Here is a 25,124-nt window from a genome sequence, read left to right on the forward strand (position 1 = left end):
GGAAGGACACCCACCTATGCCTGCCTCCCGCTTTCCGGCCTACCACCGGTCTCGTGCGCGGCTGCGCCGAATCAAGGAGCGTCTGTCGCTCCGCAACCGGCTGGTGCTCTCGCACGTCATGGTGCTCCTCCTTGCACTGGCGGCCATGGCGGCGATCAGCGCGCTGATCGAGGTGTGGCTCGGGTTCGCCGACATCCAAGGCGACGTGGTCCTGCAGGTCGGCCTGTTGTTCGGAGGGGCCGCGGCCTTCCCGGCGTCCGTGGCCCTCTCCCGGTTTCTGCTGCGTCCCCTCGACAGGGTGCGCGCCGCCACGCGACGGCTCGCCGAGGGACAATACGACGACGTCCTCGACGTGCCCAGTGAGCCGGGCCTGGCAGCGCTGGTCCAAGACGTCAACACGCTGGCGGCAGCCCTCGCCGACTCCGAGCGTCGCCGCGCGCGGCTGATCTCCGAGGTCGCCCACGAGATGCGCACCCCCATCACCATCCTTCGCGGACAGATAGAAGGCATGGCCGACGGCATCTTCGTCCCCGATGAGGCGATGTTCGCCTCCCTCGCCGACGACCTCGACCGGCTGCAGCGCCTGGCCGGCGACCTCTCCAGCCTGTCCCGGTCCGAGGAGGGCGCCTTCGATCTTCGCCGCAAGCCCACCGACGTGGCCATGCTGGCTCGGAACACAGCCGAGCGACTGCGCCCCCAGTACGACGACCAGAAGGTGACCCTCGTCGTAGACACAGGCGCACCCGTCGCCGCCTTCTGCGACCCGGACCGGATCACCCAGATCCTGGTGAACCTGCTCGGCAACGCACTGGCCGCATGCGATCGGCAGGGACATGTGGCGTTGTCCGTGCACGCTGAACCGTCTCCCGCGCACCACGTGATCGTCCGCGTCATGGACGACGGCATCGGCATCGCCGAACACGACCGGGAGCGCATCTTCCACCGCTTCGAACGCCTTGAGCATCCCGGCCGACCCGCTGCCGCCGGCGGCAGCGGCATCGGCCTGACCATCGCCCGGGGCATCGCCCGAGCCCATGGCGGAGATATCACCGCGGAATCCGCCGGCCTGGGCAAGGGAGCGACGATCACCTTGCGCCTACCGCAGGATCACGTTCCGGGGGGCGGCCTGCCTTCGGTCTTTCCCTGATGATGGACCCCGGAGCGGCAGTGACGAGCTCGCGCAGGTCGCCAGCCGCCGTCTGCTGCACCGCACGACGGCATGCCACGTCGATGCCGAGCCGTCCGAACAGGCCGCTGGTCCCGAAGACGACCAACCCGCTCTCACCGATCCCGTCCAGGAGCGCCGCCTCGCCCAGCGGTTGGTACGCGTCTGCTTCACGGAAGCAGAGAGCGTCCGGCTTCATGGAAGCTTCATCCGCGGAGTGGTACGGGTTTTATGAGGCGGCTGTTGCCTGGTGACTGTGCAGCTTCCTCGTCAGCGAGTACGCGCTGCATGAGGAAACCGCCGGCCTCCCCACGGGCTGCGCGGGGACGGCATCGGATTCACGACGTACTTGCGGGCCTGTTCCGCTGCCGGCTGCGGACTCGGTCCCCGTTCCCTTTCTGGTCAGTCCCGTGTCCGTCCCTGGTGAGCCGCCAGGCCGGGTGGCTGTGTGGGGCCTGCGATGAATTGCGTATCGATCTGAAGGAACGTGAGAGTGGAACAGACCATGATGGCCGTCCGCCTGTTCGAACACGGTGGGCCCGAGGTGCTCAAGTACGTAGAAGCACCGATCCCTGAGGTCGGCCCGGATGACGTCTTGCTGCGCGTGCATGCCACGGCCGTCAACAGCTGGGACCTGCGCTACCGGGCGGGCAACCTGCCGCAGCCTCTGCCGGGACGGCCGGCCTGGCCGCTGCCGTTCCAGCTCGGCCGGGACGCGGCCGGTGAAATCGTCGCCACCGGCGACAACGTCACCCGCTGGCACCCCGGCGACCGGGCGGTACAGCTCCCGCACCCGCCGTGCCGCAACTGCGCGCTGTGCGTCCGTGGGCTCGAGAACCTGTGCATCGACACCGCCTACCCCGGACACCAGGTCTTCGGCGGATACGCCCAGTACGTCGCGCGCCGCCAGGACGCCATCCTGCCCATCCCCGACGGCGTCGACTACGAGACGGCCGCAGCCACCATGTGGACCTACACCACCCCGCTCAACTGCGCGCGCCAAGCACCCGTCGGCCCCGGCGACACCGTGGTCATCACCGGCGCCAGCGGCGGAATGGCCATCGCCTGCGCACAACTGGCCAAGCTGAGCGGGGCCACCGTCATCGGCACCACCACCAAACCCGACCACGACGAAGCACTCAGCAGGCTCGGCTACGACCACATCCTGCACTCCACCGACCCCCGACTCCCGGCCCAGGTACGGGAGCTGACCCACGGATTGGGCGCCGACGCCGTCTGGGACTGCGTCGGCGGCAACGACTTCTTCCAGCTCTCCCTTGCCTGCACACGCCTCGGCGGCACGGTCATCGTCCTGGGCACACCCACCGACCAGGGCTCCCGCCTCGAACTGGACGCACTCGCCGTCATCGGCCAGCAGGTGAAGATCGCCGGCGTGCGCGGTGCCACCCTGCGCGACCAGCAACTGTGCCTGGAACTGCTGGCGGCCGGGAAGATCACCCCGATCATCGACCGCGCCTACCCCCTGCAAGAAGCCGCCCAGGCCCACGCCTACCTTGAAAGCCACCGCCAGACCGGCAAAGTACTCCTCCGGCCCTGAGCCCCCAGCCGGACCCCACCCTGCCGCTTCCCCGGCCTCCGGCGCGGCCGCCGGGAACCGGCGCTCAGGTGGCGGTGATCTGGCAGTACTACCGCTGTCATCTATCCGCTAACATAGAATAATTAGATAGATGAATAGCCTAGTACTGGCAAGGAGTGGCCGTGGACTTCGGGCTGACCGACGAGCAGGACCTGTTGCGTGCGACGGCTCGGCAGTTCGTCGCCGACGTGTGCCCGGCCGAGAAGGCCAAGCAGTGGGACGAGGAGAGCGTCGTACCGCCCGAGCTGTTCCGGGGCATGGCCGATCTCGGGTGGTTCTCCCTCCCGTTCGCCGAGGACGAGGGAGGCGACGGTGGCGGGCCGCTGGAGCTCATCCTGATCGCCGAGGAGCTCGGGCGGGCCAGCTTCGACGTGGCCATGTGCTACATCGGGGTGCTCATTCCCGGCATCACGGTGTTCCGGTGGGGCAGCGAGGCGCAGCGCGACTTCATCCGCGAGCACGTGATGACGGGCCGGCACCGGCTCGCCGTCGGCCTCAGCGAGCCGGACAGCGGATCCGATGCCGCGGCGTTGCGCACCACCGCCGAGGATCACGGGGACAATTTCCTCGTCCGTGGTCAGAAGGCGTGGTGCACGGGCGGCGGCCTGCCCGACACGACCATCGCCACGTATGTGCGGACCGGGCCCCGCGAGCCCAAGCACGGCGGCATCAGCCTGCTGCTCGTCGATCCCGCGACCGAGGGCGTCGACGTGCGCCGGACGCCGACACTGGCCCGGCACATCCTGGGCACCAACGAGGTCTTCTTCAACGACGCGCTGGTACCGAAGGAGAACCTCGTCGGCCCGCGCGACGAGGGCTGGAAGGTGATGCTCTCCAATATCGAGCTGGAGAAGGTGATCATCAGCGGGGGCTATCTGGGCGCCGCGCAGGCCACGCTCGACGAGATGCTCGACTACGCCCGCAACCGGCACGCCTTCGGCCGGCCGATCGGCAACTTCCAGGCCCTCGCGCACGCCATGGCCGACCTGCAGACCGAGATCGACTCCGCCCGGCTGCTCGCCTATCGAGCGGCCTGGCTGCTCGCCCAGGGCAAGCCGTGCACACGGGAGGGGTCGATGGCGAAGCTGAAGGGCTCGGAGACGTACGTGGCGGCCGCCCGGCTCGGGATGCAGGTCTGCGCGGGGCACGGCTTCTCGACCGAGAGCGTGATGAGCTTCCGCTACCGGGAGTCGATCGTGGCCACGATCTCCGGGGGCACGAGTCAGATCCAGCGCAACGGCATAGCCCGCAGCATGGGGCTCAGGTCCTACTGAGCCCCGGCGCCCGGGCCTGCCGAAGTTCCTTCTGGGACCCGGCGCCCGGGCCTGCGGGCTGTTCCTTCTGGGTCTCGCCGTCCCAGCGCGCCGGCTGTTCCTTCTCGGTCTCGCCGTGGCGGTCTGCGGGCTGTTCCTTCCGGGTCTCGCCGTCCCAGCCCGTCGGCTGTTCCTTCTCGGTCTCGTCGTCGTGGCCTGCCGACTGTCCCCTCTGAGCCCCGCCGTCCCAGCCCGCCGGCTGTTCCTACTGAGCCTCGGCGTCCTGGCCGACCAGCCATTCCTGGTGGCGTGCGAAGTGGCCCTGGTCCCGGGTCACCCAGATCCCGGAGACCCGGGCCAGCACGGCCCGGGTCGGCAGCAGCACCATCTCGCCGGCGATGTACCAGCGCCGGCCCTCCCGCTTCTCCACCCAGGCCCGGACCTCCAGCGGCCGCTGCACCGGCACCGGCTTCACGAAGCTCACGGTCAGTTCCGCCGTCACGCTCAACACCCGGTGCAGCAGCGGCAGATGGCCGAGGCAGTCGTCCAGTACGGCCGCGGTCCAGCCGCCGTGCGCGACATCGGGCCCGCCCTCCTGGTCGCGCGGGCAGGACAGCTCGAACAGCGCCGACCCGTCCTCGTCGAGCCGTTCGTGCTCCACTCCCAGCCGGCAGGAACCGGCGGCGCGGCACGCCCCGCACAGGGCCACCCCGCCGGGAGTGCGGGGCGGCTCCTGGAAGTCCGCCCCGGCCCAGGGGCCCGTCGGTGACGCAGGGGACATGGTGTGGCTCCTATTTTCGGGCAACGGAGTGTCAGACATCGGCAAGCAGCGGACGCAGCTTCCCGGCGATCAGCTGGACCTGCCGGGCCACCATCTCCTCGGGCATCCCGGCCAGCGAGGCCCACAGGAACACGCCCTCCACCGGCAACCCTGCCACGTACGCCCTGATGGCGTCGGCGACGTCCTGCGGGGTGCCGTAGAGGAACTGGCCGACGCCCGTCGCGCTCAGCCCCGTCTCCCGCCACTTCTCGGGGTCGATGGGACGGGGGAGCGGCTGGTCGGTGCCCTCCACCATGTACCGGCGGTAGCTGTCCCACTGGTACGCCAGGTGCTCGCGGACCACGGGCCAGTCGCCGTCGGGGTCCTCGGTGACGAACGTGGTGAACGAGCCCTGCATACGGGCAGTCGAGACGTCGTAACCGCTCTCCGCGAGCCCCTCCCGGTACGGCGTCAGCAGTGCCGGGTTGAGCGACAGCAGCCCCGTGCCGAGCCGGCCGGCCCGGCGGGCGCCCTGCGGGCCCTGGTAGCCGAGCCAGATCGGCAGGGGATCCTGGACCGGGCCCGGGGTGACCAGGGACTCGGCCCACAGGCCGCGGATCTCCCGTACCCGCTGATCGGTCGTGGAGTAGCGCTTGGTGAGGTCGGCGCCGTACAGCCGGTACTCGGGCACCCGGTAACCGGTACCGAGCCCGAGGTCCAGGCGGCCGTCGCTGATGATGTCCACGAGCGCGGCCTGTTCGGCGATCTCGGGGGCCGCGTGCAGCGGTGCGGGGATGACCGCGGTGCCCAGACGCACATGGCGGGTGCGGGCGGCGGCCGCGGCGGCCATGGTGAGCGGCTGGGGGAGATAGCCGTCCTCGAAACCGTGGTGTTCCGAGAACCAGACCGAGTCGAGGCCGAGCCGGTCCGCCTCCTCGCACATCTCCAGGGCGAAGCCGTAGACCCGTGACCAACTCCGTTGCCATGGCGGGGGGTTGCGCAGGTCGAAGTAGATGCCCACCTTCATGCCGGAGCGCCTCCTGTCGTGTTGTCCGCCAGCCGGATCGTCGCGTGTGCGACGGCGACTCCGTCCCCGGCCGGCAGCAGTCGTACGGGGCGCAGTTCCAGCGCCTCGATCTCGGGGAGGTCCTCGACCATCGCCGAGAGCCTCAGGACGGTCTCCTCCAGGGCAGCGAAGTCCACACCCTGCTTCTCCAGCAGGGGAGTCGCCCGCAGCGAGCGGACCATCTCGCGGGCGTCACGGTCGCTGAGGGGGGTGACGCGGTGGGCGACGTCCGCCATGAGGTCGGCGTAGTCCCCGGTGAGGCCGAAGGCGACCACCGGGCCGAAGACCGGGTCGGCTCGGACGGTGAGAAACGCGTCGGGTCCGGGGCCCGGTTCACCCCCGCGGACGGCGATTCCGTACGAGGCGAGCAGATCCGTGGCGACCGCCGCGGGGAGCGGCCCGGGGGCACCGGAGGCGATCAGCGCCCGGGCCCGCTCGGCGTCGACTCCCGCGAGGTCGGGTACGACGCCCGCCGGGGTGCTGCGCCAGGTCTGGTAGGCCGCCGCGTGTCCGAGCGAGGTGGCCGCGGCCTCGGGGAACGTGTACGTCGGGACCACCAGGTCGCCCCGGTGGAGAAGATCGGCGACGCCGGCACCGCCCAGGAAACTGGCCAGCACGGGTTTGTCGGGGCGGGCCGCGGCCGCGTCGAGGATCGCGGACGCCACCTCGTCGGGCTTGTCCGCCAGCGGCGGCATGAACAGGACGACGGCCGCGTCGATGTCGTCGTCGGCCAGGACGGCGTCCAGCGCCTGCCGGTAGTGGGCGGCGGTGGCCATCGGGGTGAGGTCGACCGGGTTGGCGACGTCGGCGCGCGGCGCCAGGGCCGTACGCAGCGTCTGCCGGGTGCGCTCGCCGAGCTCGGGCACGCACAGACCGCTCGCCTCGCACGCGCCGACCGTCAGCGCGGCCGGGCCCCCTGCGTTGGTGATCACGGCGACCCGGTTGCCGGGCGGGGGAGGCTGGTGGGCGAGCAGCAGGGCGACGTCGAACAGCTCCTGGAGGCTGCGGGTGCGGATCACGCCGGACTGGGCGAACAGCGAGCTCACCGCCGAATCCGCATGGCCGGGGTGGACCGCGACGATCGGTTTGCGCGGCGCGATACGGCGGGCGACACGGGCGAACCGGCGCGGATTGCCGAACGTCTCGACGTGCAGCAGGATCACCGAGGTCCCCGGGTCCTCCTCCCACCACTGGAGCAGGTCGTTCGTGGACACGTCGACGGCGTGGCCCACCGACACGAAGCCGGAGAAGCCGAGTCGCAGCCGTCGGGCGAAGTCGAGCACCGCGAGCCCGAGCGGCCCGGACTGGCTGGACATGGCCACCCGGCCGGGCGTCGGCAGGGCGGGCGAGAAGGTCGCGGCCAGTCGCGCCGCGGGGGTCGTGTTGACCACGCCCATACAGTTCGGGCCCACCAGCCGCATTCCGGAGGCGCGCGCGAAACGCGCCAGCTCCAGCTCGCCGGCCCGCCCTTCGGCTCCGGTCTCTCCGAAGCCCGCCGAGACGACGACCACCGCCTTGACGCCGGCCTCCGCGCACTCGCGTACGACACCGGGTACGGCCTCGGCCCGTACGGCCACCAGCGCCAGGTCCGGCGGCTCGGGCAGGTCCCGGACGTGTGCGTAGGCCCGCGCCCCGGCGATCCGGTCGGCACGCGGGTTGACGGGGAACACGCTGCCGGCGAAGCCGCCGCGCAGCAGGTTGGCGACGATCTCGTGGCCGATCGTCAGCGGGTCGCGGTTGGCGCCGATCACGGCGACCGAGCGCGGTTCGAGCAGGGGCTTGAGCGAGCGCCGTACGGCCGTCTGCTCGCGGCGCTCGGCCCGCGCCACGGCCTGGGCCTGTGGATCGACGGCGATCTCGAAGTGGATGATCTGGCCGGGTGGACCGGCCTCTGTCCGGTAGCCGGAGCCGAGGAACACGTTGATCATCCGGGTGTTGTCGGCGAGGACGTCGGCCTCCAGCACCCGGATGCCCCGGGCGCGCGCGGCGGCGGCGATGTGCTCCAGGAGCAGCCTGCCGAACCCCTCGCTCTGGTGGTCGTCCCGGATGGTGAACGTGACCTCGGCGTGTTCGGGTTCCTCCGGGTCGCGGACGTAGCGCACCAGGCCGGCGATCTCGTCACCGGCCAGGGCGACGAGCGCCAGCTCGTTGAGGTAGTCCACGTGGGCGCCGCGCCGGATGACGTCGTCGCGGGCGCGGACCACCGGTCCGAGGGAGCGGTAGGCCAGGGTGGCCCGGGACAGCGTGCCGACGAACGCGACCAGGCGGTCGGCGTCCTCCGGCCGGATGGGCCGGACGAAGGTCGACCGCCCGGTCCTGACGAGCCCGGGCCGTTCCAGGTCCTCGGGATACGAGGAGTACGGGGGAGTGGTCACAGGAGATGCGTCCAAAAGCCTCGCGCCGTTGGCGCCGCTCAGACGGCCGCCTCCTGGGGAGTCTGCTCCGGCAGGCCGAACAGCTCGTTGAAGGTGCCGCGCGTGACGCGGTCGCGGATGTCGTCGGACACGCCGTCGAACAGGTCGTGCAGCGTGGACTGGGTGTGGCCGTAGGTGCCTTCCAGGTGGGGATAGTCGTCGCCCCACATCACGTTGCGGTAGCCGGTCGATTCGACGATCTCCACCGAGCTCTTGTCGTGCTGGAAGGAGGCGTACACCTGCTGCCTGATGATCTCGCTGGGCAGTCGGCTCAGCTTGGGCCGGACGAACATGCCGTGCTGGCGGTAGGCCTCGTCCATGCGGTCACCGATGGCCGGCATCCAGCCCGCGCCGCCCTCCGCGATGAGGATCTTCAGGTCCGGGTGACGGTCCAGCGCGCCGCCCGCGACCATGTGGGACACCACCCGCATGCCCGGGTAGGTCGTCTCCATGTAGTTGACGACCGCACCGCCGGGCCCGCGGAAGACGACGTTCTCACCGCCCGTGCCGATGTGGAAGCCGAGCACCAGACCGGCCCGCTCGACCGCCGTCCACAGCGGCTCCCAGCGATCGAGGGCGTACTCCTCGCCGGCCCGGGTGGAACACGGCAGGAAGACCGCCTTGAAGCCCAGCTCCGCCACCCGCTCCACCTCGGCGACCGCGTCGTCGATGTCGGCCGTCGAGACGCAGGCGGTGGTGATGACCCGCTTGTTCTTGCTGAGGATCTCCTCGTGGGCCCAGTCGTTCCAGGCCCGTACGGTCTCCCGGGCGAGCTCCCGGTCGGTGATCGACACGAGCCAGAACCCCATGGAGGGAAAGGCCAGTTGGGACCACACGCCCTCCTGGTCGAGGTCCTTGAGGCGGACCTTCAGGTCCCAGGCGCCCGGCGGACGCATGGCGTCCATGAAGTCGCCGAGCTGGCGGTCGATGCGCTCCCCGTCGATGTAGAGCATCTCGTACTTCTCGCCGCGCTCGCTGCGCGGGGCCCGGGCGCCGAGCCGGGCGGGCAGCCTCTCGGTCCACACGTCGGCGGGTTCCATCACATGGGAGTCTCCGGAGTTGACCCAGATCTTCGTCATGACGCTCCTTCGGGTCAGGTCTGCAAGCTCAATGGATGCAATCAGTTAGCGATTTTAGTTGTATGGATGGCCGAAGGGAAGGCCGGACCGATGAAAGATCAGCTCCGGCGGCGCTCGATCTCGTCCACCAGCTGCGGCAGCACCGCGAAGAGGTCCCCGACCACGCCGTGGTCGGCGAGCTCGAAGATCGGGGCGTCGGCGTCCTTGTTGACGGCGACGATGGTCTTGGACGTCTGCATGCCCGCCCGGTGCTGGATCGCGCCGGAGATGCCGGCGGCGAGGTAGAGCTGTGGGGAGACCTGGGTGCCGGTCTGGCCGACCTGGTGGCTGTGCGGGTACCAGCCCGCGTCCACGGCGGCCCGGGACGCTCCGACGGCAGCGCCGAGCGCGTCGGCGACCCGCTCGATGAGGGCGAAGTTCTCGGCGCCGTTCACCCCGCGACCGCCGGAGACGACGAGGTCGGCCTCGGTCAGTTCGGGCCGGTCGCCGCGCTCCCGGGGTGTGCGGGACAGGACCCGGACGGCGTGCGAGGCCGGGCCGAAGGTGACGTCCTGCTTCTCGACGACGGGTTCGGCGGGGGCGGCCTCGGGGGCTGCGGCGTTCGGCTTGACCGTGATCACCGGTACGCCTTGCGTGACGTGCGCGGTGACCTGGTAGGTCGCGGCGAACGCCGACTGCTCGGTGACCGGTCCGTCCGGTCCCGCGGTGACATCGACGGCGTCGGTGATGAGACCCGACTCGAGCCGCAGAGCGACTCGCGCGGCGATCTCCTTGCCGTCCGGCCCCGACGGCAGCAGGATCGCGGCCGGGCCGGTGCGCTCGGCGATCTGGGTGAGGGCGTCCACGGCCGGGGTGACGAGGTACTCGTCGGCCTCCGGGGCGTCCACGACATAGATCTTCTGGGCGCCGTACCGGCCGAGAACCTCGGTCGCGGTGTCCGCGCCCGGACCGAGGAAGACGGCCGAGGGATCGCCCAAGCGGCGGGCCAGGGTGAGCAGTTCGAGGGTCGGCTTGCGTACGGCACCGTCGACGTGGTCGACGAGGACGAGGATCTCGGCCACGGTGATGCAACTCCTTCAGGCAGGCATTTTCGGGGCGGGGCGCGGTCAGATGAACTTCTTGGTGGTGAGGAACGCGGCCAGTCCGACGCCGCCCGTCCCGTCGTCGGCGACGATCTCGCCCTTGGTGCGCGGCGGGCGCCGGGTCGCGGTGTCCACGGCCGACCGCGCCCCGGCCGGGCCGACCTGTGCGGCCTCGATGCCGAGGTCGGCGAGGCCGAGGGTCTCCACCGGCTTCTTCTTCGCGGCCATGATCCCCTTGAAGGAGGGGTAGCGGGCGTCCCCGGAGCGGTCGGTCACCGAGACGACGGCCGGCAGAGCGCCCTGGATCCGTACGGTCGCCCCGTCGCCCTCGCGGCGGCCGGTCACCGTTCCGTCCTCGATCGCCAGATCCTCGAGGTGGGTGACGGCCGGAACGCCGAGCCGCTCGGCCAGCAGCGCGGGCAGCACGCCCATGGTGCCGTCCGTCGAGGCCATCCCGCACAGCACGAGATCGAAGCCGTGCCGCTCGATCGCCTTGGCCAGCACCAGTGAGGTGCCGAACGCGTCGCTGCCCTCGATGTCCTCGTCGCTGACATGGATCGCCGCGTCACCGCCCATGGCCAGCGCCTTGCGCAGGGCGTCACGCGCGTCGTCGGGTCCGACGGTGAGATAGCTGATCTCGGCATCCGCGTCCGACTCGGCCAGGCGCAGCGCCTGCTCGACGGCGTATTCGTCGAGTTCGGACAGCAGCGAGTCGACCGACGCCCGGTCGGTGGTGCCGCCCTCGGTGAAGGTGCGGTCCGCCGTGGCGTCGGGGACGTGCTTCACGCAGACAACGATCTTCACGGCAGCCCTCTTGTGGTTCAATGAGTTCTAATAGTTAACTATATAGATCGACCCAGCGCGAGTCTCGCGTTCAATCCGTCGAATTGGTTGACTGATTGCGCTGATAGCTGGAAGATCTGGGCACTGAGCCGCGAGGAGGCGCCATGGTCGGTGACAGGGACACCGCTGACAGGTACTTCGAGCCCCAGGTGGAGACCATGCCGCGCGAGGAACTGCGCGCGCGGCAGGAGAAACAGCTCCTGGAGCTCGTGGAGTACGCCTACGCCAACTCGGCCTTCTACCGCGAGCTGTGGGACGAGCACGGGGTCCACCCGCGGGACATCCGCTCCCTGGAGGACTTCCGGGCGCGTATCCCCTTCATCACCAAGGACATGATCCGTGCCTACCGGAGCCGTACCGGCGATGCCTTCGCCGGCCTGCTCTGCGTCCCGGTCGAGGAGCTGACCTCGGTCTCCTCCAGTTCCGGAACCACCGGCGACCCGGAGTTCTTCGCCGAGATCTGGCAGGACGCCCCGCCCCTGGTGACCGCACAGGTACGGGACCTGTGGGAGCTGGGCCTCAGGCCCGGGGACCGGGTCCTGAGCCCGCCCGGCACCTTCCGCAACTTCATGGACGCCGGCTTCCAGGCGCTGGGCGCGGTGGTCATCGAGGTGGACACCTGGATGGGCAACATGCCCGAGGTCGTCGAGGCCCTGCGCACCTACCGCCCCGCCTACCTGCAGATGATGTATCCGCAGATGGTGGAGCTGGAGCACCTGGCGGAGAAGACCGACCTGAGGGAGGCCTTCTCCTCCCTCAAGGGCGCCTCCTGCGCCGGCCAGCCCCTCAGCCGGAAGATGAAGGAGCGGATCCGCGACGACTGGGGCATCGACGTCTACGAGTACACCAGCGCCGCCGACACCGGCACCGCCTGGGAGTGCCGCGAGCACGACGGGTTCCACCTCTGGGAGGACACCGTCTTCGCCGAGTGCGTCGAGGTCGACGAGCACGGCTGGCACGACGTTCCCGAGAGCGACCTGGGCGAGCTCGTCGCCACCGACCTGGACAACCGGGCCGCGCCGCTGATCCGGTACCGCAGCGAGGACCTCGTCCGTCTCTCCCGTGACACCTGCGGCTGCGGTCGCACCCACGCCCGTATGTGGGTGGCCGGGCGGCGCGGTGACGAGACGGTGGTCCAGGGGCGTTCCGTCGTCCTGCGGGACGTCTGGCAGGCGGTGGAGGACCAGCCGGAGACCGTCGCGGGGGTCTTCCAGATCGTCCGGGACCGACGCGAGGTCGACGAACTGCGGCTGCGCGTCGGCTACGACCCCCATCTCACCGGCGACGTCGACGCCCTGGCCGGACGTCTGAGCGAGGCCGTGCGCGAGCGGACCGGAGTCAAGCCGGTGCTCGACATGCGCACCGAGGAGGACCTGTTGAAGACCATGACCAGCGTCGCCAAGTTCCCCCGGGTGGTGAAGACCTGATGGCCCGCGCGGACACCCTGGCCCGTGCCAGGACGCTCGACCGCCCCGAGCTCGCCTATCTCATGCGCTTCCCGACCGCCGACGGTGTCCGGGACCTGGAGCTGACCTGGGCGGAACTCGCCCGCGACACCGAGTGGGCCACCGCACGGCTGCGGGAGCACGGCCTCGCCGCCGGGCAGCGGGCCCTGCTGACCGCCTCCGGCTTCGAGGGCTTCTGGGGACATGCGGTGATCGGCGCCCTGCGCGCGCTGAAGGTGCCGTACGGCATCGCGGAGGCGATGGGCTGGGACCATCGCCGCACCGCGGTCTTCCACCGCGAACTGACCCCGCACGCGGTGATCGGCCTGTCGGCCCAGACGCTGGAGGGGCTGTCCGGCGCGACCGACATCGGCGAGATGTTCCGCTCCACGCCCGTGGTGCTGGCCCGGCCCGCCGCCGTACCGGTCCTGCGTGGAGTAGGGGTGACCGCGTCCGTGATCTCGGCGGTGGGACCGGCTCTCGCGCTGGAGTGCCCCGAGCGCAGCGGCGCACATGTCAACGCCGCCGAATGGCGGTTCGGTGAGCGGGACGGACAGCTGACCGTGGCGGCGGAGCAGGGGCGCACCTCACCCCTGCCCGAGACACCGCTCGGCATCACCGGACGCGTCGTCACCGGCCGGTGCGGCTGCGGCAGCGACAACCCGCGAGTCCTGCTCGCCGAGGCCAACTGACCTTCCCAATGGAGGAATTGAGCATGTCTGAAGGAATGGTCGAAGGCCGGATCGCGGTAGTCACCGGCGCCGGCAACGGGATCGGCCGGGCGCACGCCCTGGCGTTCGCCGCACACGGGGCGAAGGTCGTCGTCAACGACCTGGGCGGCGGACGGGACGGCGCGGGCGCCTCGGCCGGGCCCGCCCAGAGCGTGGTCGACGAGATCGTCGCGGCCGGTGGCGAGGCGGTGGCCAACACGGACGACATCTCCACCTGGGAGGGCGCCGGCCGGCTCGTCCGGCAGGCCGTGGACACCTACGGCGGTCTGGACGTGCTGGTCAACAACGCCGGCATCCTGCGCGACCGGATGATCGTGTCGATGACCGAGCGGGACTGGGACAGTGTGATCGCCGTCCACCTCAAGGGCAGCTTCGCCACCCTGCACCATGCGGCCGCGTACTGGCGCGAGCGCGCCAAGTCCGGTCACGGCAACGACGCCCGGGTGATCAACACGACCTCCCCGTCCGGGATCTTCGGAAACCCCGGCCAGTCCAATTACGGCTCCGCGAAGGCCGGCATCGGCAGCCTCACCCTCATCGCCGCCGCCGAACTCGCCCGCTACGGCGTGACGGTGAACGCCATCGCGCCCACCGCGCTGACCCGGCTGACCGACGACATCGAGATGATGAAACAGGCCGCCGAGCGTCAGGACCTGACCCCCGAGGCCATCTCGCCGCTGGTGGTATGGCTGGGCTCGGCCGCCTCGCGCGAGGTCACCGGCCGGGTGTTCGGCGTCGTCGGCAACCGCATCACGGTCCTGGAGGGCTGGGTCAACGGCCCCGCCGCGAGTGCCGACACCCGCTGGACGCCGGAGGAGCTGTCCTCCGTCGTCCCGAACCTGGTGGCCAAGGCGGCTCCGAACGCCGACGCCCTGGGCAACCGGAACGGGGCCTGAGATGACGATGACACAACGCCCGGTCGCCGAGGGCCTGTTCACCTGGCCGCCCGCCGCCGCGCCCCTCCGGCTGATCGGTTCCGAGTGCAGGGTGTGCGGCCTGGTGAGCTTCCCGGCCGCCGCGACCTGTGTCCGGTGCGCGAGCGACGAGTCGAAGGAGCGGCTCCTGGCGGACCGCGGCACGCTGTGGACGTACACCACCCAGGACTTCCGCCCGCCGTCCCCGCCGTACGACGGCCCCGAGGCCTTCGAGCCGTACTCCGTCGGGTACATCGAGCTCCCCGGCGAGCTGCTGGTCGAGGCGCGACTGACCGAACCCGACCCGGAGAAGCTGCGGATCGGACAGGACATGCGGCTGACGCTCGTGCCCTACACGGTGCAGGACGACGGCACCGAGGTCGTCACCTTCGCGTTCGCCCCGGTCGAAGAGTCCACCCATGCCGAACAGGAGGCGTCATGACCGAGGCCGTCATCATCGGGGTGGGCCTCCACCCCTTCGGCCGGTTCGCCGGCAAGCCCGCGCTGGACATGGGCGCCGACGCGGTACGGCTGGCGCTCACCGACGCGGGCGTGACCTGGCCACAGATCCAGGGCGGTTACATCGGCAGCTACGAGGTCGCCAACCCGGACGCGATCGTCGGCCGGCTCGGCCTGACCGGCGTACCCCTGCGCGGTGTCTTCAACGGCTGCGCGACGGCCGGTACGGCGGTGGCGCTGGCCGCCCGCGCCATCGAGACCGGCGAGCACGACCTGACCATCGCCATCGGCCTGGACAAGCACCCGCGCGGCGCGTTCGCCGCCGACCCGTCCGTGGCCGGCATCCCCTCCTGGTACGGGCAGACGGGGCTCTTCCTCACCACCCACTTCTTCGGCATGAAGATCAACCGCTATATGCACGAGCACGGCATCTCCCACGAGACGCTCGCCCGTGTGGCGTCGAAGAACTTCCGCAACGCGGCCGGCAACGAGAAGGCCTGGCGCCGGACGCCCCTGTCGCCCGAGGAGGTTCTCGCCTCCCCGGTCCTCAACTACCCGCTGCGCCAGTTCATGTACTGCGGCCCGAACGAGGGCGCCGCGGCGATCGTGATGTGCCGGGCCGACCAGGCCCACAAGTACTTGGGCAAGCCGGTACGGGTCCGTTCCACCGCCCTGCGCAGCCGCAGGCTCGGCGCGTTCGAGGTGCAGAGCCCGTCCTTCCCGGTCGGGGAGCCCGTGGACAGCCCGAGCGTGGACGCCTCCCGGGCGGCGTACGAAAGCGCGGGCATCGGCCCCGAGGACGTCGACGTCGCCCAGCTCCAGGACACCGACGCCGGGTCGGAGATCATCCACATGGCCGAGAACGGCCTCTGCAAGGACGGCGAGCAGGAACGCCTCATCGCCGAGGGCGCCACCGAGATCGGCGGCCGGCTCCCGGTCAACACCGACGGCGGACTGCTCGGCAACGGGGAACCGATCGGCGCGTCCGGGCTGCGCCAGATCCACGAGATCGTCCTCCAGCTGCGCGGTTCGGCGGGCACGCGCCAGATCCCCGGCACGCCCCGCGTCGGCTACACCCACCTGTACGGCGCGCCCGGCGCGTCGGCGGTGACGATCCTCTCGACCTGAACCTCTCCCCGACCGCGGAGCGAACGCGATGGAATCCGACGACATGCAGGACTTCGCCGCCGAGGCGCGCCGCTTCCTCGACGCGCACGTGGCGAAGGCCCCCGACCGCACCGCCGTCGCCTGGGGCGAGGGCGACGACTCGATGGCGTACTTCAGCAGCCTCCCGCCCGACGAGGAGCGGGAGTTCGTGCAGCGGGCCCGGGAGTGGCAGCGGATCCGCTACGAGAACGGCTTCGGCTGGATCACCGGACCGGTGGAGTACGGCGGCCGGGGCCTGACCCCCGTCCACGACCTGCTCTACGACGCCATCGAGTCGGAGTACGACGTCGCCGACACGGGTGTGCTCAGTGTGATCGGCCTGGGCATGATCGGACCGACGATCCTGGCCCACGCCCAGTCCCACATCAGGGACCGCTGGCTGCCGGCGATGTACCGCGGTGACGCCATCGCCTGCCAGCTGTTCAGCGAACCCGGCGCGGGGTCCGACCTGGCGAGCGTGGCCACGCGGGCAGTGCGGGAGGGCGAGGACTGGGTACTCAACGGGCAGAAGGTGTGGACCTCGGTCGCCCAGCACAGCCAGATCGGCCTCGCGCTCACCCGGACCAACCCCGACGCGCGCAAGCACCGTGGTATCACGGCCTTCCTGGTCCCCATGGACACACCGGGCGTCCAGGTGCGGCCGCTGCGGCAGATGACCGGCGGCGCGGACTTCAACGAGGTGTTCCTCACCGACGTCCGCATCCCCGACGACCACCGCCTGGGTGAGGTCGACGGAGGCTGGACGGTCGCGCTGACCACCCTGATGAACGAGCGCGCGACCGTCGGCAGCGAAGGGGTCGGCCCGGTGGGCGCCGCCCTGTCCCCGGACCACCTCTCGGCGCTCATGCGGGCCACCTGGACCTGGGACGACCGCGCCCTGCGCGCCCGCCTCGCGGAACTCCTGGTGGACGTCCTGGCCACCGAGCACCTCAACGCCCGCGCCCTGCGCAAGCTGCGCGGCGGGGTCGCGCCGGGCCCCGAGATGTCCGTCTCGAAGCTGATGTACGGCCAGAACCTGACCCGTGCGGCGCACTTCGTGTCCGACGTGCTCGGCCCCCGGATCATCGCCGACACCGGTCAGTGGGGCACCTACGCCTGGACCGAACTGCTCCTGGCCACCCCGGCGTTGCGCATCCTCGGCGGCACCGAGGAGATCATGAAGAACATCCTCGCGGAACGCGTCCTCGGCCTGCCCAAGGAACCGGTGACCGCCGCTGCCAAGGAGGTGCGGCCGTGACCGCCGACGAGAGCGAACTGCGGGAACTGCGGGCGTCCGTACGGGAGTTCCTGGAAGCCAAGTCGCCGGAGGAGGCCGTACGCAAGCTCATGGAGAGCGAGCCGCGCTTCGACCCGGCGGTGTGGTCCCAGGCGGCCGACCAACTGCGCCTGCCGGGCCTGGCGATCCCCGAGGAGTACGGCGGCGACGGCTTCGGCCTCGTCGAACTCGGCGTCGTCCTGGAGGAGATGGGCCGTGCGCTGTTCTGCGCTCCCTTCTTCGCCACCGTCGTCCTGGCCGCCCAGGCTCTGCTGGCTTCCGGCGACAAGGAGGCCTGCGCGCGTCTCCTTCCCGGCATCGCGGCCGGGCGGACCACGGCCACCCTCGCCGTCGCCGAGGACGCAGGCTCCTGGGACCCCGCCATGGTCTCGGCGCGCGCCGTGCCCGACGGCGACGGCGGCTGGACCATACGCGGCCGCAAGAGCTTCGTCATCGACGGTACGACGGCCGACCTGATCCTCGTCGTCGCCCGTACCGTCGCCGGTCCCACCCTCTTCGCCGTGGAGCGGGACGCCACGGGACTCGCGGCGCAGCCGATGCAGACCCTGGACGCCACCCGGGCCATGGCCCGGCTGACCTTCGACGCCGTGCCCGCGACCGTCCTCGGGGCGGAGGGGGCCGGCGGTCGCATCATGGCCAAGGTCCTGGACATAGCCTCGGTGGGGCTGGCCGCCGAGCAGGCGGGAGGGGCGCGCCGGTGCCTGGAGGCAAGCGCGGAATACGCCCGCGTCCGCCATCAGTTCGGCCGGCCGATCGGCTCCTTCCAGGCGGTCAAGCACAAGTGTGCCGACATGCTCGTCCAGGTGGAGTTGGCGGAGGCGGCGAGCCGGGAGGCCGCGCTGCTCGCCGACGAGGGCTCGGACGAGTTCCCGGTCGCCGCCGCGGTGGCACACGCCTGCTGCTCCAAGGCGTACATGGTCGCCGCCATGGAGAACATCCAGGTCCACGGCGGTATCGGCTTCACCTGGGAACACCCGGCCCACCTGTACTTCCGACGGGCCAAGTCCTCCCAGCTGCTCTTCGGCGGCCCGGCGGTGTATCACGAGCGGCTGCTGGACCGGCTCGGGATCTGAGGGACGCAGCACGAAAGAGGCCCCGGGGATGACGAATCCCCGGGGCCTTTGCCTTGTGTATCGCTCAGCCGCGCGCCGCCTCGCCCAGCAGTGCCTTGGCGATGATGACCTGCTGGATCTGGCTGGTGCCCTCGTAGATGCGGAACAGCCGGGCGTCGCGGTAGAAGCGCTCGACGGCGACCCCGCGCATGTAGCCGGCGCCGCCGTGGATCTGCACGGCGCGGTCCGCGACCCGCCACACCATCTCGCTGGCGAAGTACTTCGTGCAGGAAGGGCCGATCTTGGTGTCCGTGCCGGCGTCGAAGGCGCGGGCGGCTTCCAGCACGGTGGCGCGTCCAGCGTAGTAGTCGGTCTGCGAGTCGGCGATCAGGCCCTGGACGAGCTGGAAGGAGCCGATGAGCTTCCCGGACTGCTTGCGGGTGCTCGCGTAGGCGACCGACTCGTCGACCAGGCGCTCTGCCATGCCGACCATCAGTGCGGAGATGTGCACCCGCCCGTGGGCGATGCAGCCCATCGCCGTGGAGAAGCCCCGGTTCAGACCGTCGTCACCGCCGACGAGCGCGGAGGCCGGCACGCGGACGTCGTCGAAGAACACGTCCGCGGTCCAGGCGCCGAACTGGCCCATCTTGTGGTCCTTGGGAGCCACGGTCAGGCCCGGCGTACCGGCCGGGACCAGGAAGGTGGAGATGCCGCGGGTGCGCGGGGCGTCGGGGTCGGTGCGGGCGAAGACCATGAAGACGTCGGCGAGCGGGGCGTTGGTGATGTAGCGCTTGGCGCCGTTGATCACCCACTCGTCGCCGTCGAGGTGTGCCTTGGTGGTGAGCGTGGAGGGATCGGAACCCGCCTCGGGCTCGGTGAGGGCGAACGAGGCCAGAACGTCACCCGAGGCGATCCTCGGCAGCCAGTGCGCCTTCTGTTCCTCCGTACCGCCGACCATGAGGACATGACCCGCAATGCCGTTGTTCGTGCCGAACATCGAACGCAGGGACGGAGTCGTGTAGCCCAGCTCGAACATCAACTGGGCCTCCTCGTACATCGACAGCCCCAGCCCGCCGTACTCCTCGGGCAGCGCGAAGCCGAACAGGCCCATCTTCTTGGCCGCCTCGCGGATGTCCGCGGGCATCTCGTCCGTCTCGTCGATCTCCGCTTCCAGCGGCACGACGCGGTCCCGGACGAAACGCCGGACCTCGGACAGCACCGCGCTGAAGTCAGCCGCGTCCATGTCGACTCTCCCTTGTTGCCCTTGTTGCCCTTGTCGGTCTCATGGGTCTCATTGCTCTGTCTCGTCGGGCTTCTGCTCCGGCCGGTAGCACAGCGCCAGCAGTGCCGCCGCGCTCGCCGTGCCGACCCCGGCCGCCAGCAACGCGTGCCGGGTACCGGCGCTTCGGCGGCGCAGCAGGCCGTCGAGCGAGTACCGGCCGTTGCCCAGGGCCGCCAGTGCGACGGCCGCGCCGCCCACGACACCGGCGTACTCCCAGCCGCCCTTGAAGACGAAGAAGCCCTTGCCGCGGTGGTCGGTCCGCGCGGCCACGGTCATCAGGCCGACGGCTGCCGCGGCGGGGAGCGGGTTGGCCGCGCCGAGCGCGATGCCCACCCCGGCCGCCATCTCGGTGCCGGCCGCCATCCGGGCGTGCACCTCGGCCGGCTGGAGACCGAGCGCCTCGAACCAGCCTGTGGTGCCCTTGATCCCGCCCGGTCCGGCGACCTTGTTCCAGCCGTGCGCGAAGAGCATCGGGCCGAGGGTCGCGCGCAGCACGAGGGCGGCGGCGTCGTGGCCCTTCACTGGCCGGCTCCCGTCGCCCGGCCGGCCGGGACAGCGCCGTACAACTGCGGTACGGCGTCGACGAGTTCGTCGTAGGTGAGAGCCTGGCCGGACTGACTCGGGTGGACGGCGGCGACCGTCCAGCCCTGCAGCCGGTTCAGCCGGTTGCCCTCGATGCGCAGGACCTGGCCGGTCAGCCAGGCCGCGCTGTCGGAGGCCAGGTAGACGACGACACCGGAGGCGTTGGCGGGATCGCGCGGGTCGAAGCCCTCGACGGCCTGGAGGGACTCGCCGACGGCCAGCCCGTCAGTCATGCGCGTCGCCGCGATCGGCGAGATGGCGTTCGCGGTGACTCCGTAGCGGCGCATCTCCAGGGCGGTGAGGACGGTGAGTCCGGCGATCCCGGCCTTTGCCGCCCCGTAGTTGGACTGGCCCTGGTTGCCGAACAGGCCGGTCCCGGACGTCGTGTTGATCACGCGTCCGGTGACCCGCTCACCCCGCTTCGACGCCTCGCGCCAGTACGCGCACGCGTGCCGCGTGAGGGCGAAGGTGCCCTTCAGGTGCACCGCGATGACGCTGTCGAACTCGGCCTCCGTCATCGAGAACAGCATGCGGTCGCGCACGATCCCCGCGTTGTTCACCACGATGTCGAGGCGGCCGAACTCCGCGACGGTGTCCGCGACCATGGTCTCGGTCGCCGCCCAGTCGGTCACCGAGGAGTGGTTGGCGATCGCCCGGCCGCCGAGCTTGGTGATCTCGGCGACGACCTCGTCGGCGGGGGAGTCACCGGTCTGCTCGCCGTGTATGCCCGAGCCGAGGTCGTTGACCACCACGGTCGCGCCGGCCTCGGCGAGCGCCAGACAGTGCGCCCGGCCGAGGCCTCTGCCGCCGCCGGTGACGATGGCGACCTTGTCGTCGAGGATGCCCACGCCGTACCTCCAGATAGATGAGTTCAGTTGAGTTCGCGGAGCACGTCGCCGTTGAGTTCGCGCAGTACTTCGTCGGTGTGCTCGCCGAGCGTCGGCGCGCCGCCTCGCGGCTTCTCGTCGACGCCCCAGAAGGCGACCGGAGTCGCCACCGTCCGCAACGGCGGCGCGTCACCCATACCGGGCTGTTCGACGAACGCCCCGACCGCCTCCGCCTGCGGATCGGCCGCCACCTCCGCCAGGGTCTGCACGGGCGCCCACCACACGCCCTCGGCGTCGAAGCGCTCGGCCCACTCGGCCAGCGGCCGCTTCGCGAACTCCTCGTCGAATGCGGCGATCAGCTCGCGTACGTGCCCGCGCCGGGCCTTGCCGGTCGCGAACCGCTCGTCCGTCGCCATGTCCTCGCGGCCGAGTGCCTTGACAACACCGGGCCAGTGCCGGTTGCCCTCCAGGCCGACCAGCCAGAACCAGCGGTCGTCGGCGGCCCGGTAGGAGTTGTAGAGCGGCGACTCGTGCTCGCTGCGGTGGCGGGTGCGGCCACGTTTGCCGAAGAAGTTCTGCAGGGCGAGGTCGTTCCCGTTGGCGTAGGTGCCGGAGCGCAACAGCGACACGTCCACCACGCCGCCCTCGCCGGTGCGCTCGCGGCGCAGCAGCGCGGCCAGCACTCCGGCGACCAGGTTGGCCGCGGCCGTACGGTCGCCGAGGCCGGGCCGGATGCCGGGCGGCGGCTCGCCTGCCGGGTTGAGCATGGCGGCGATGCCGGGCCGGGCCCAGAACGCCGAGACGTCGTACCCGGCGCGGTCGCGCTCGGCGCCCGTCCAGCCGTAGCCCGTCAACGTGCCGACGACCAGGCGGGGGTGGCGAGCCCGCAGCTCCTCGGGTCCGAGGCCGAGCCGCTCCAGGGCGCCCGGTCGGAGGTTGGTGACGAACACGTCGGCCCGCTCCAGCAGCCGCTCCAGAACGTCCTTGCCGTCCTCGGAGCGCAAGTCGAGGACGATCCCGCGCTTGCCGCGGTTGTCGGTCTCGAACGGGGGAGCACTGTCGATGTCCTGCCCGACGTGCTTGAGCGTGTACCGGTTGGGGTCGCCGGTCGGCGCCTCCACCTTCACCACGTCCGCGCCCCAGTCGGCGAGCATGGTGGCCGCGGCCGGTGCCGCCACCCACATGCCCAGCTCCACCACGGAATAGCCCTCAAGTGGCCGCACGGGCCCACCTCCAGATCATCGGGCGCTTGTACGCCTGCTACACGCCGCGGAAGTCGCCCGGTCGGCGTTCCCGGAAGGCCTTGAGTCCCTCGGCCCGGTCCTCGGTGCTGAACAGCACCGCGACGGTCTCGCGCTCGTACGCGATCGCCGCCTCCAGGTCCATGCCGAGCCCGTAGTCGACGAGCCGTTTGCCCGCCGCGAGCGCGAGCGGGGCCCCGGCGGTCAGCCTCGCGGCCAGGGCTTCGGCGGTCTTGAGCGCACCGCCGGGCTCGGCGAGTTCGTTGACGAGCCCGAGCGCGTGGGCACGTTCCGCGTCGATCGGCTCGCCGGTGAGGATCATCTGCTTGGCGATCGCCGGCGGCAGGAGGCGGGGCAGCCGCTGGGTGCCGCCCGCGCCCGGCAGCACGCCGAGCTTCATCTCGGGCAGGCCCAGCCGGGTCCCGCGCTCGGCCACCCGCAGGTCGCAGGCGAGGGCCAGCTCAAGCCCGCCGCCGAAGGCGAACCCGTGGACGGCCGCGACCGACGGCTTGGGGAAGTCCTCCAGGAGCGCGAACGCCTCGGTGAGGCGCCCCACGAAGGCACGGAACTGCCCGGGTGCCGTGAACGACTCGATCTCACCGAGATCGGCACCGGCCGAGAAGGCCCGTCCTGCACCGGTGATGACCAGGGCGCGTACGTCGTCGTTGTCGCGGACGTCAGTGAGGATCTGTTTCAGCTGGTCAGCGGTCTCGGAGCCGATGGCGTTGAGCTGCCCCGGCCGGTCGAGTGTGAGCACGGCTGTTCGGTCGCGGAGTTCCATTCGCAGCACGGTGCTCACCTCAGACCATCGTCAGTCCGCCGCTGACCGAGAGCGTCTGCCCGGTCATGTAGGCGGCGTCGTCGGATGCGAGGAAGGCAACCACACCGGCGATCTCGTCGGGCTGGGCGACGCGGCGCAGCGGGATGGCCCGCACCGTCGCGTCGTACATCTTCTGGCTGAAGTCGGCGACCTGTCCGAGCAGCGCGGTGTCGGTCGGGCCCGGGCAGACGCTGTTGACGGTGATGCCGTGCCGGGCGACCTCGCGGGCCAGCGCCTTGCCGAAGGCGATGACCCCGCCCTTCGTCGCGGAGTACACCACCTCTCCGGACGAGCCGACGCGGCCGGCGTCCGAGGCGATGTGCACGATCCGACCGCCACCGCTCTCGATCATCGAGTCGAGCACCGCCCGGGTCACCGTGATCGTGCCGCGCAGATTGACGTCGATGATGCGGTTCCAGGTGTCCTCGGTGCTGTCGACGAAGCGGCCGATGACATCGACGGCCGCGTTGTTGACCAGCACGTCCACCGGACCGAGGTCGACGGTCACCCGCTCCACGGCCGTGTGCACGGCCGCGCTGTCGGAGATGTCCGCGCCGACCCCCGTCGCCCGCACTCCGTACCGCTCGACGAGCCGGCCCGCGACCTTGGCGGCGGCCTCCGCGTCCAGGTCGCAGACGGCGACCGCGGCTCCCTGGGCGGCGAGCCGGTCGGCGATCGCCTCGCCGATACCGCGTCCCGCTCCGGTGACGAGTGCCACCTTGTCCCGTACGCTCACGCGCCCTCCCTCGCCTAGGTCCCGATACAGGGCTATCGTATAACTACTTCAGCTAAATAAGCGAGATGCATGAGTGGAGTCAAGCATGCGCCGAACGATCTTCACCGAGGAACACGAGCTGTTCCGCGACACCGCCCGTACCTTCTACCTGCGCGAATGCGCCCCGTACGCCGAGCAGTGGGAGCGCGACGGGCAGGTGAGCCGGGCCGCTTGGGCAGCGGCGGGCAAGGCCGGACTCATCGGCTGGCAGTTCCCGGAGGAGTACGGCGGCCAGGGCATCCGGGACTTCCGCTACAACGCCATCATGGCGGAGGAGATGGCGGCCACCAGTACGGTCGGCATCGGACTCGGGCTGCAGAACGACGTCCTCCCGCCCTATCTGATGAACCTCACCACTCCTGAACAGAAGGCCCGCTGGCTGCCCGGGGTGATCAGCGGCGAGACGATCTGCGCGCTCGCGCTGTCGGAGCCGTCCGCCGGGTCCGACCTGAAGGCCATCCGTACCACCGCCCGCCGGGACGGTGACGAGTGGGTGATCGACGGCTCCAAGACCTTCATCACCAACGGCATCCTGGCCGACCTGGTCATCGTCGCCTGCAAGACCGACCCGGAGGCCGGCCACAAGGGCATCAGCCTGATCGTCGTCGAGCGTGGAGCCGAGGGCTTCGAGCGCGGACGCAAGCTCGACAAGGTCGGCATGAAGGCCCAGGACACCGCCGAGCTCTTCTTCCACGAGGTCCGGGTCCCGGCCGAGAACCTCATCGGAGAGGAGGGCCGCGGTTTCTACCACATGATGGGAAACCTCCCCACGGAACGGCTCGCCATCGCCGTGTCCTCGCTGGCGGCCGCGGAGCGGGCCTACGTGCTGGCGCTGGACTACGCCAAGACCCGTACGGCCTTCGGGCAGCCCATCGGGGAGTTCCAGGCCAACCGGTTCGCGCTCGCCGACATCAGGGCCAAGCTGAACGCCGCCCGCGTGTACGTGGACGGCTGCATCATGGCCCTGGTCCAGGGCGAGCTGACGGCCGACGAGGCCGCCGCCGCCAAGTACTGGACCTCCGAGACCGGCTGGCAGGTCATCGACCGCTGCATGCAGCTCTTCGGTGGCTACGGCTACGTCAACGAGTACGAGATCGCGCGCATCTGGCGGGACAGCCGGGTACAGCGGGTCTTCGGCGGGACCTCGGAGATCATGCTGGAGATCATCGGGCGGTCACTGGGCCTGTAGATCGCGGCCGGGGCTGTAGTCCGCGGCCCGGACTGTTCTGAACTTATTGACTACCTTGGCTAAATAGGTTAGCTATTTAGCCTGGATGTGCGCAGTGTTGCGCGG

23 protein-coding genes are annotated in these 25,124 nt (G+C 70.7%); 11 read left to right on the forward strand and 12 right to left on the reverse strand.

Annotated features, from left to right (window positions below; genetic code table 11):
* Positions 1–16 precede the first annotated feature (16 nt).
* The 3 genes from ACIBJB_RS12305 to ACIBJB_RS12315 all read left to right on the forward strand — a co-directional run bounded on the left by ACIBJB_RS12305 (position 17) and on the right by ACIBJB_RS12315 (position 4,036).
* Positions 17–1,147 carry a sensor histidine kinase gene (locus ACIBJB_RS12305; protein ID WP_398929394.1) on the forward strand — a complete coding sequence of 377 codons (1,131 nt, stop codon included), beginning with the start codon at positions 17–19 and terminating at the stop codon, positions 1,145–1,147.
* A gap of 511 nt (positions 1,148–1,658) precedes the next feature.
* Positions 1,659–2,723 (forward strand): zinc-binding alcohol dehydrogenase family protein, encoded by a 1,065-nt coding sequence (locus ACIBJB_RS12310; protein WP_398929396.1) that lies wholly within the window; start codon positions 1,659–1,661, stop codon positions 2,721–2,723.
* Between the two features lie 161 nt (positions 2,724–2,884).
* On the forward strand, positions 2,885–4,036 hold the full coding sequence (locus tag ACIBJB_RS12315) for an acyl-CoA dehydrogenase family protein (RefSeq protein WP_398929398.1): 1,152 nt from the start codon (positions 2,885–2,887) through the stop codon (positions 4,034–4,036).
* Positions 4,037–4,280: 244 nt separating this feature from the next.
* On the opposite strand, the gene ACIBJB_RS12320 is transcribed toward ACIBJB_RS12315, so the two are convergent.
* From ACIBJB_RS12320 to ACIBJB_RS12345, 6 genes are all read right to left on the reverse strand, one after another.
* Entirely contained in the window at positions 4,281–4,796 is a 516-nt protein-coding gene (locus ACIBJB_RS12320) for a PaaI family thioesterase (protein ID WP_398929400.1), read from the reverse strand.
* A gap of 31 nt (positions 4,797–4,827) precedes the next feature.
* Entirely contained in the window at positions 4,828–5,802 is a 975-nt protein-coding gene (locus ACIBJB_RS12325; protein WP_398929402.1) for an LLM class flavin-dependent oxidoreductase, read from the reverse strand.
* Positions 5,799–8,216, reverse strand: coding sequence for a GNAT family N-acetyltransferase (locus ACIBJB_RS12330; protein WP_398929404.1), 2,418 nt, complete (start codon positions 8,214–8,216; stop codon positions 5,799–5,801). Before ACIBJB_RS12330 ends, ACIBJB_RS12325 begins: the two co-directional genes overlap by 4 nt.
* Before the next feature lie 38 nt (positions 8,217–8,254).
* Positions 8,255–9,334: an amidohydrolase family protein gene (locus ACIBJB_RS12335; RefSeq protein WP_398929406.1), complete on the reverse strand. Its 1,080-nt coding sequence runs from the start codon at positions 9,332–9,334 to the stop codon at positions 8,255–8,257.
* A 98-nt stretch (positions 9,335–9,432) separates the two neighbouring features.
* Positions 9,433–10,395, reverse strand: a complete 963-nt coding sequence (locus tag ACIBJB_RS12340; RefSeq protein WP_398929408.1) for an electron transfer flavoprotein subunit alpha/FixB family protein — start codon at positions 10,393–10,395, stop codon at positions 9,433–9,435.
* Positions 10,396–10,440: 45 nt separating this feature from the next.
* Positions 10,441–11,202, reverse strand: a complete 762-nt coding sequence (locus ACIBJB_RS12345) for an electron transfer flavoprotein subunit beta/FixA family protein (protein WP_398929846.1) — start codon at positions 11,200–11,202, stop codon at positions 10,441–10,443.
* A 161-nt stretch (positions 11,203–11,363) separates the two neighbouring features.
* On the opposite strand from ACIBJB_RS12345, the gene ACIBJB_RS12350 reads away from it, so the two are divergent.
* The 7 genes from ACIBJB_RS12350 to ACIBJB_RS12380 are packed head-to-tail and all read left to right on the forward strand — an operon-like array spanning position 11,364 to position 18,324.
* Positions 11,364–12,686: a phenylacetate--CoA ligase family protein gene (locus tag ACIBJB_RS12350; protein ID WP_398929410.1), complete on the forward strand. Its 1,323-nt coding sequence runs from the start codon at positions 11,364–11,366 to the stop codon at positions 12,684–12,686.
* Positions 12,686–13,396 (forward strand): hypothetical protein, encoded by a 711-nt coding sequence (locus tag ACIBJB_RS12355; RefSeq protein ID WP_398929412.1) that lies wholly within the window; start codon positions 12,686–12,688, stop codon positions 13,394–13,396. Before ACIBJB_RS12350 ends, ACIBJB_RS12355 begins: the two co-directional genes overlap by 1 nt.
* A 23-nt stretch (positions 13,397–13,419) precedes the next feature.
* Entirely contained in the window at positions 13,420–14,331 is a 912-nt protein-coding gene (locus ACIBJB_RS12360) for an SDR family oxidoreductase (RefSeq protein ID WP_398929414.1), read from the forward strand.
* Position 14,332: 1 nt separating this feature from the next.
* Entirely contained in the window at positions 14,333–14,791 is a 459-nt protein-coding gene (locus ACIBJB_RS12365) for a Zn-ribbon domain-containing OB-fold protein (protein ID WP_398929416.1), read from the forward strand.
* Entirely contained in the window at positions 14,788–15,936 is a 1,149-nt protein-coding gene (locus ACIBJB_RS12370) for a thiolase family protein (RefSeq protein WP_398929418.1), read from the forward strand. The genes ACIBJB_RS12365 and ACIBJB_RS12370 overlap by 4 nt, the downstream gene beginning before the upstream one ends.
* A 28-nt stretch (positions 15,937–15,964) precedes the next feature.
* On the forward strand, positions 15,965–17,212 hold the full coding sequence (locus tag ACIBJB_RS12375) for an acyl-CoA dehydrogenase family protein (protein ID WP_398929420.1): 1,248 nt from the start codon (positions 15,965–15,967) through the stop codon (positions 17,210–17,212).
* Positions 17,209–18,324: an acyl-CoA dehydrogenase family protein gene (locus ACIBJB_RS12380; protein ID WP_398929422.1), complete on the forward strand. Its 1,116-nt coding sequence runs from the start codon at positions 17,209–17,211 to the stop codon at positions 18,322–18,324. Before ACIBJB_RS12375 ends, ACIBJB_RS12380 begins: the two co-directional genes overlap by 4 nt.
* Positions 18,325–18,388: 64 nt before the next feature.
* On the opposite strand, the gene ACIBJB_RS12385 is transcribed toward ACIBJB_RS12380, so the two are convergent.
* Genes ACIBJB_RS12385 through ACIBJB_RS12410 form a run of 6 tightly spaced genes read right to left on the reverse strand, consistent with a single transcriptional unit; the run spans position 18,389 to position 23,791 of the window.
* Positions 18,389–19,546: an acyl-CoA dehydrogenase family protein gene (locus ACIBJB_RS12385; protein ID WP_398929424.1), complete on the reverse strand. Its 1,158-nt coding sequence runs from the start codon at positions 19,544–19,546 to the stop codon at positions 18,389–18,391.
* Between the two features lie 48 nt (positions 19,547–19,594).
* Positions 19,595–20,107 carry a DoxX family protein gene (locus ACIBJB_RS12390; protein ID WP_398929426.1) on the reverse strand — a complete coding sequence of 171 codons (513 nt, stop codon included), beginning with the start codon at positions 20,105–20,107 and terminating at the stop codon, positions 19,595–19,597.
* Positions 20,104–21,015: an SDR family NAD(P)-dependent oxidoreductase gene (locus ACIBJB_RS12395; protein WP_398929428.1), complete on the reverse strand. Its 912-nt coding sequence runs from the start codon at positions 21,013–21,015 to the stop codon at positions 20,104–20,106. The genes ACIBJB_RS12390 and ACIBJB_RS12395 overlap by 4 nt, the downstream gene beginning before the upstream one ends.
* Positions 21,016–21,038: 23 nt before the next feature.
* Positions 21,039–22,217 carry a CaiB/BaiF CoA transferase family protein gene (locus tag ACIBJB_RS12400; protein ID WP_398929430.1) on the reverse strand — a complete coding sequence of 393 codons (1,179 nt, stop codon included), beginning with the start codon at positions 22,215–22,217 and terminating at the stop codon, positions 21,039–21,041.
* 37 nt (positions 22,218–22,254) lie between these two features.
* Positions 22,255–23,016 (reverse strand): enoyl-CoA hydratase/isomerase family protein, encoded by a 762-nt coding sequence (locus tag ACIBJB_RS12405; protein WP_398929432.1) that lies wholly within the window; start codon positions 23,014–23,016, stop codon positions 22,255–22,257.
* 19 nt (positions 23,017–23,035) lie between these two features.
* A complete protein-coding gene (locus ACIBJB_RS12410; RefSeq protein WP_398929434.1) occupies positions 23,036–23,791 on the reverse strand; it encodes an SDR family NAD(P)-dependent oxidoreductase in 756 nt (251 codons plus the stop codon).
* 85 nt (positions 23,792–23,876) lie between these two features.
* Between ACIBJB_RS12410 and ACIBJB_RS12415 the strand changes: the two genes are divergently transcribed.
* Positions 23,877–25,019, forward strand: a complete 1,143-nt coding sequence (locus ACIBJB_RS12415; protein ID WP_398929436.1) for an acyl-CoA dehydrogenase family protein — start codon at positions 23,877–23,879, stop codon at positions 25,017–25,019.
* Positions 25,020–25,124 lie beyond the last annotated feature (105 nt).

This window comes from Streptomyces sp. NPDC050759 (assembly GCF_044456945.1).
In the GTDB taxonomy this organism is placed as follows: Bacteria; Actinomycetota; Actinomycetes; order Streptomycetales; family Streptomycetaceae; genus Streptomyces.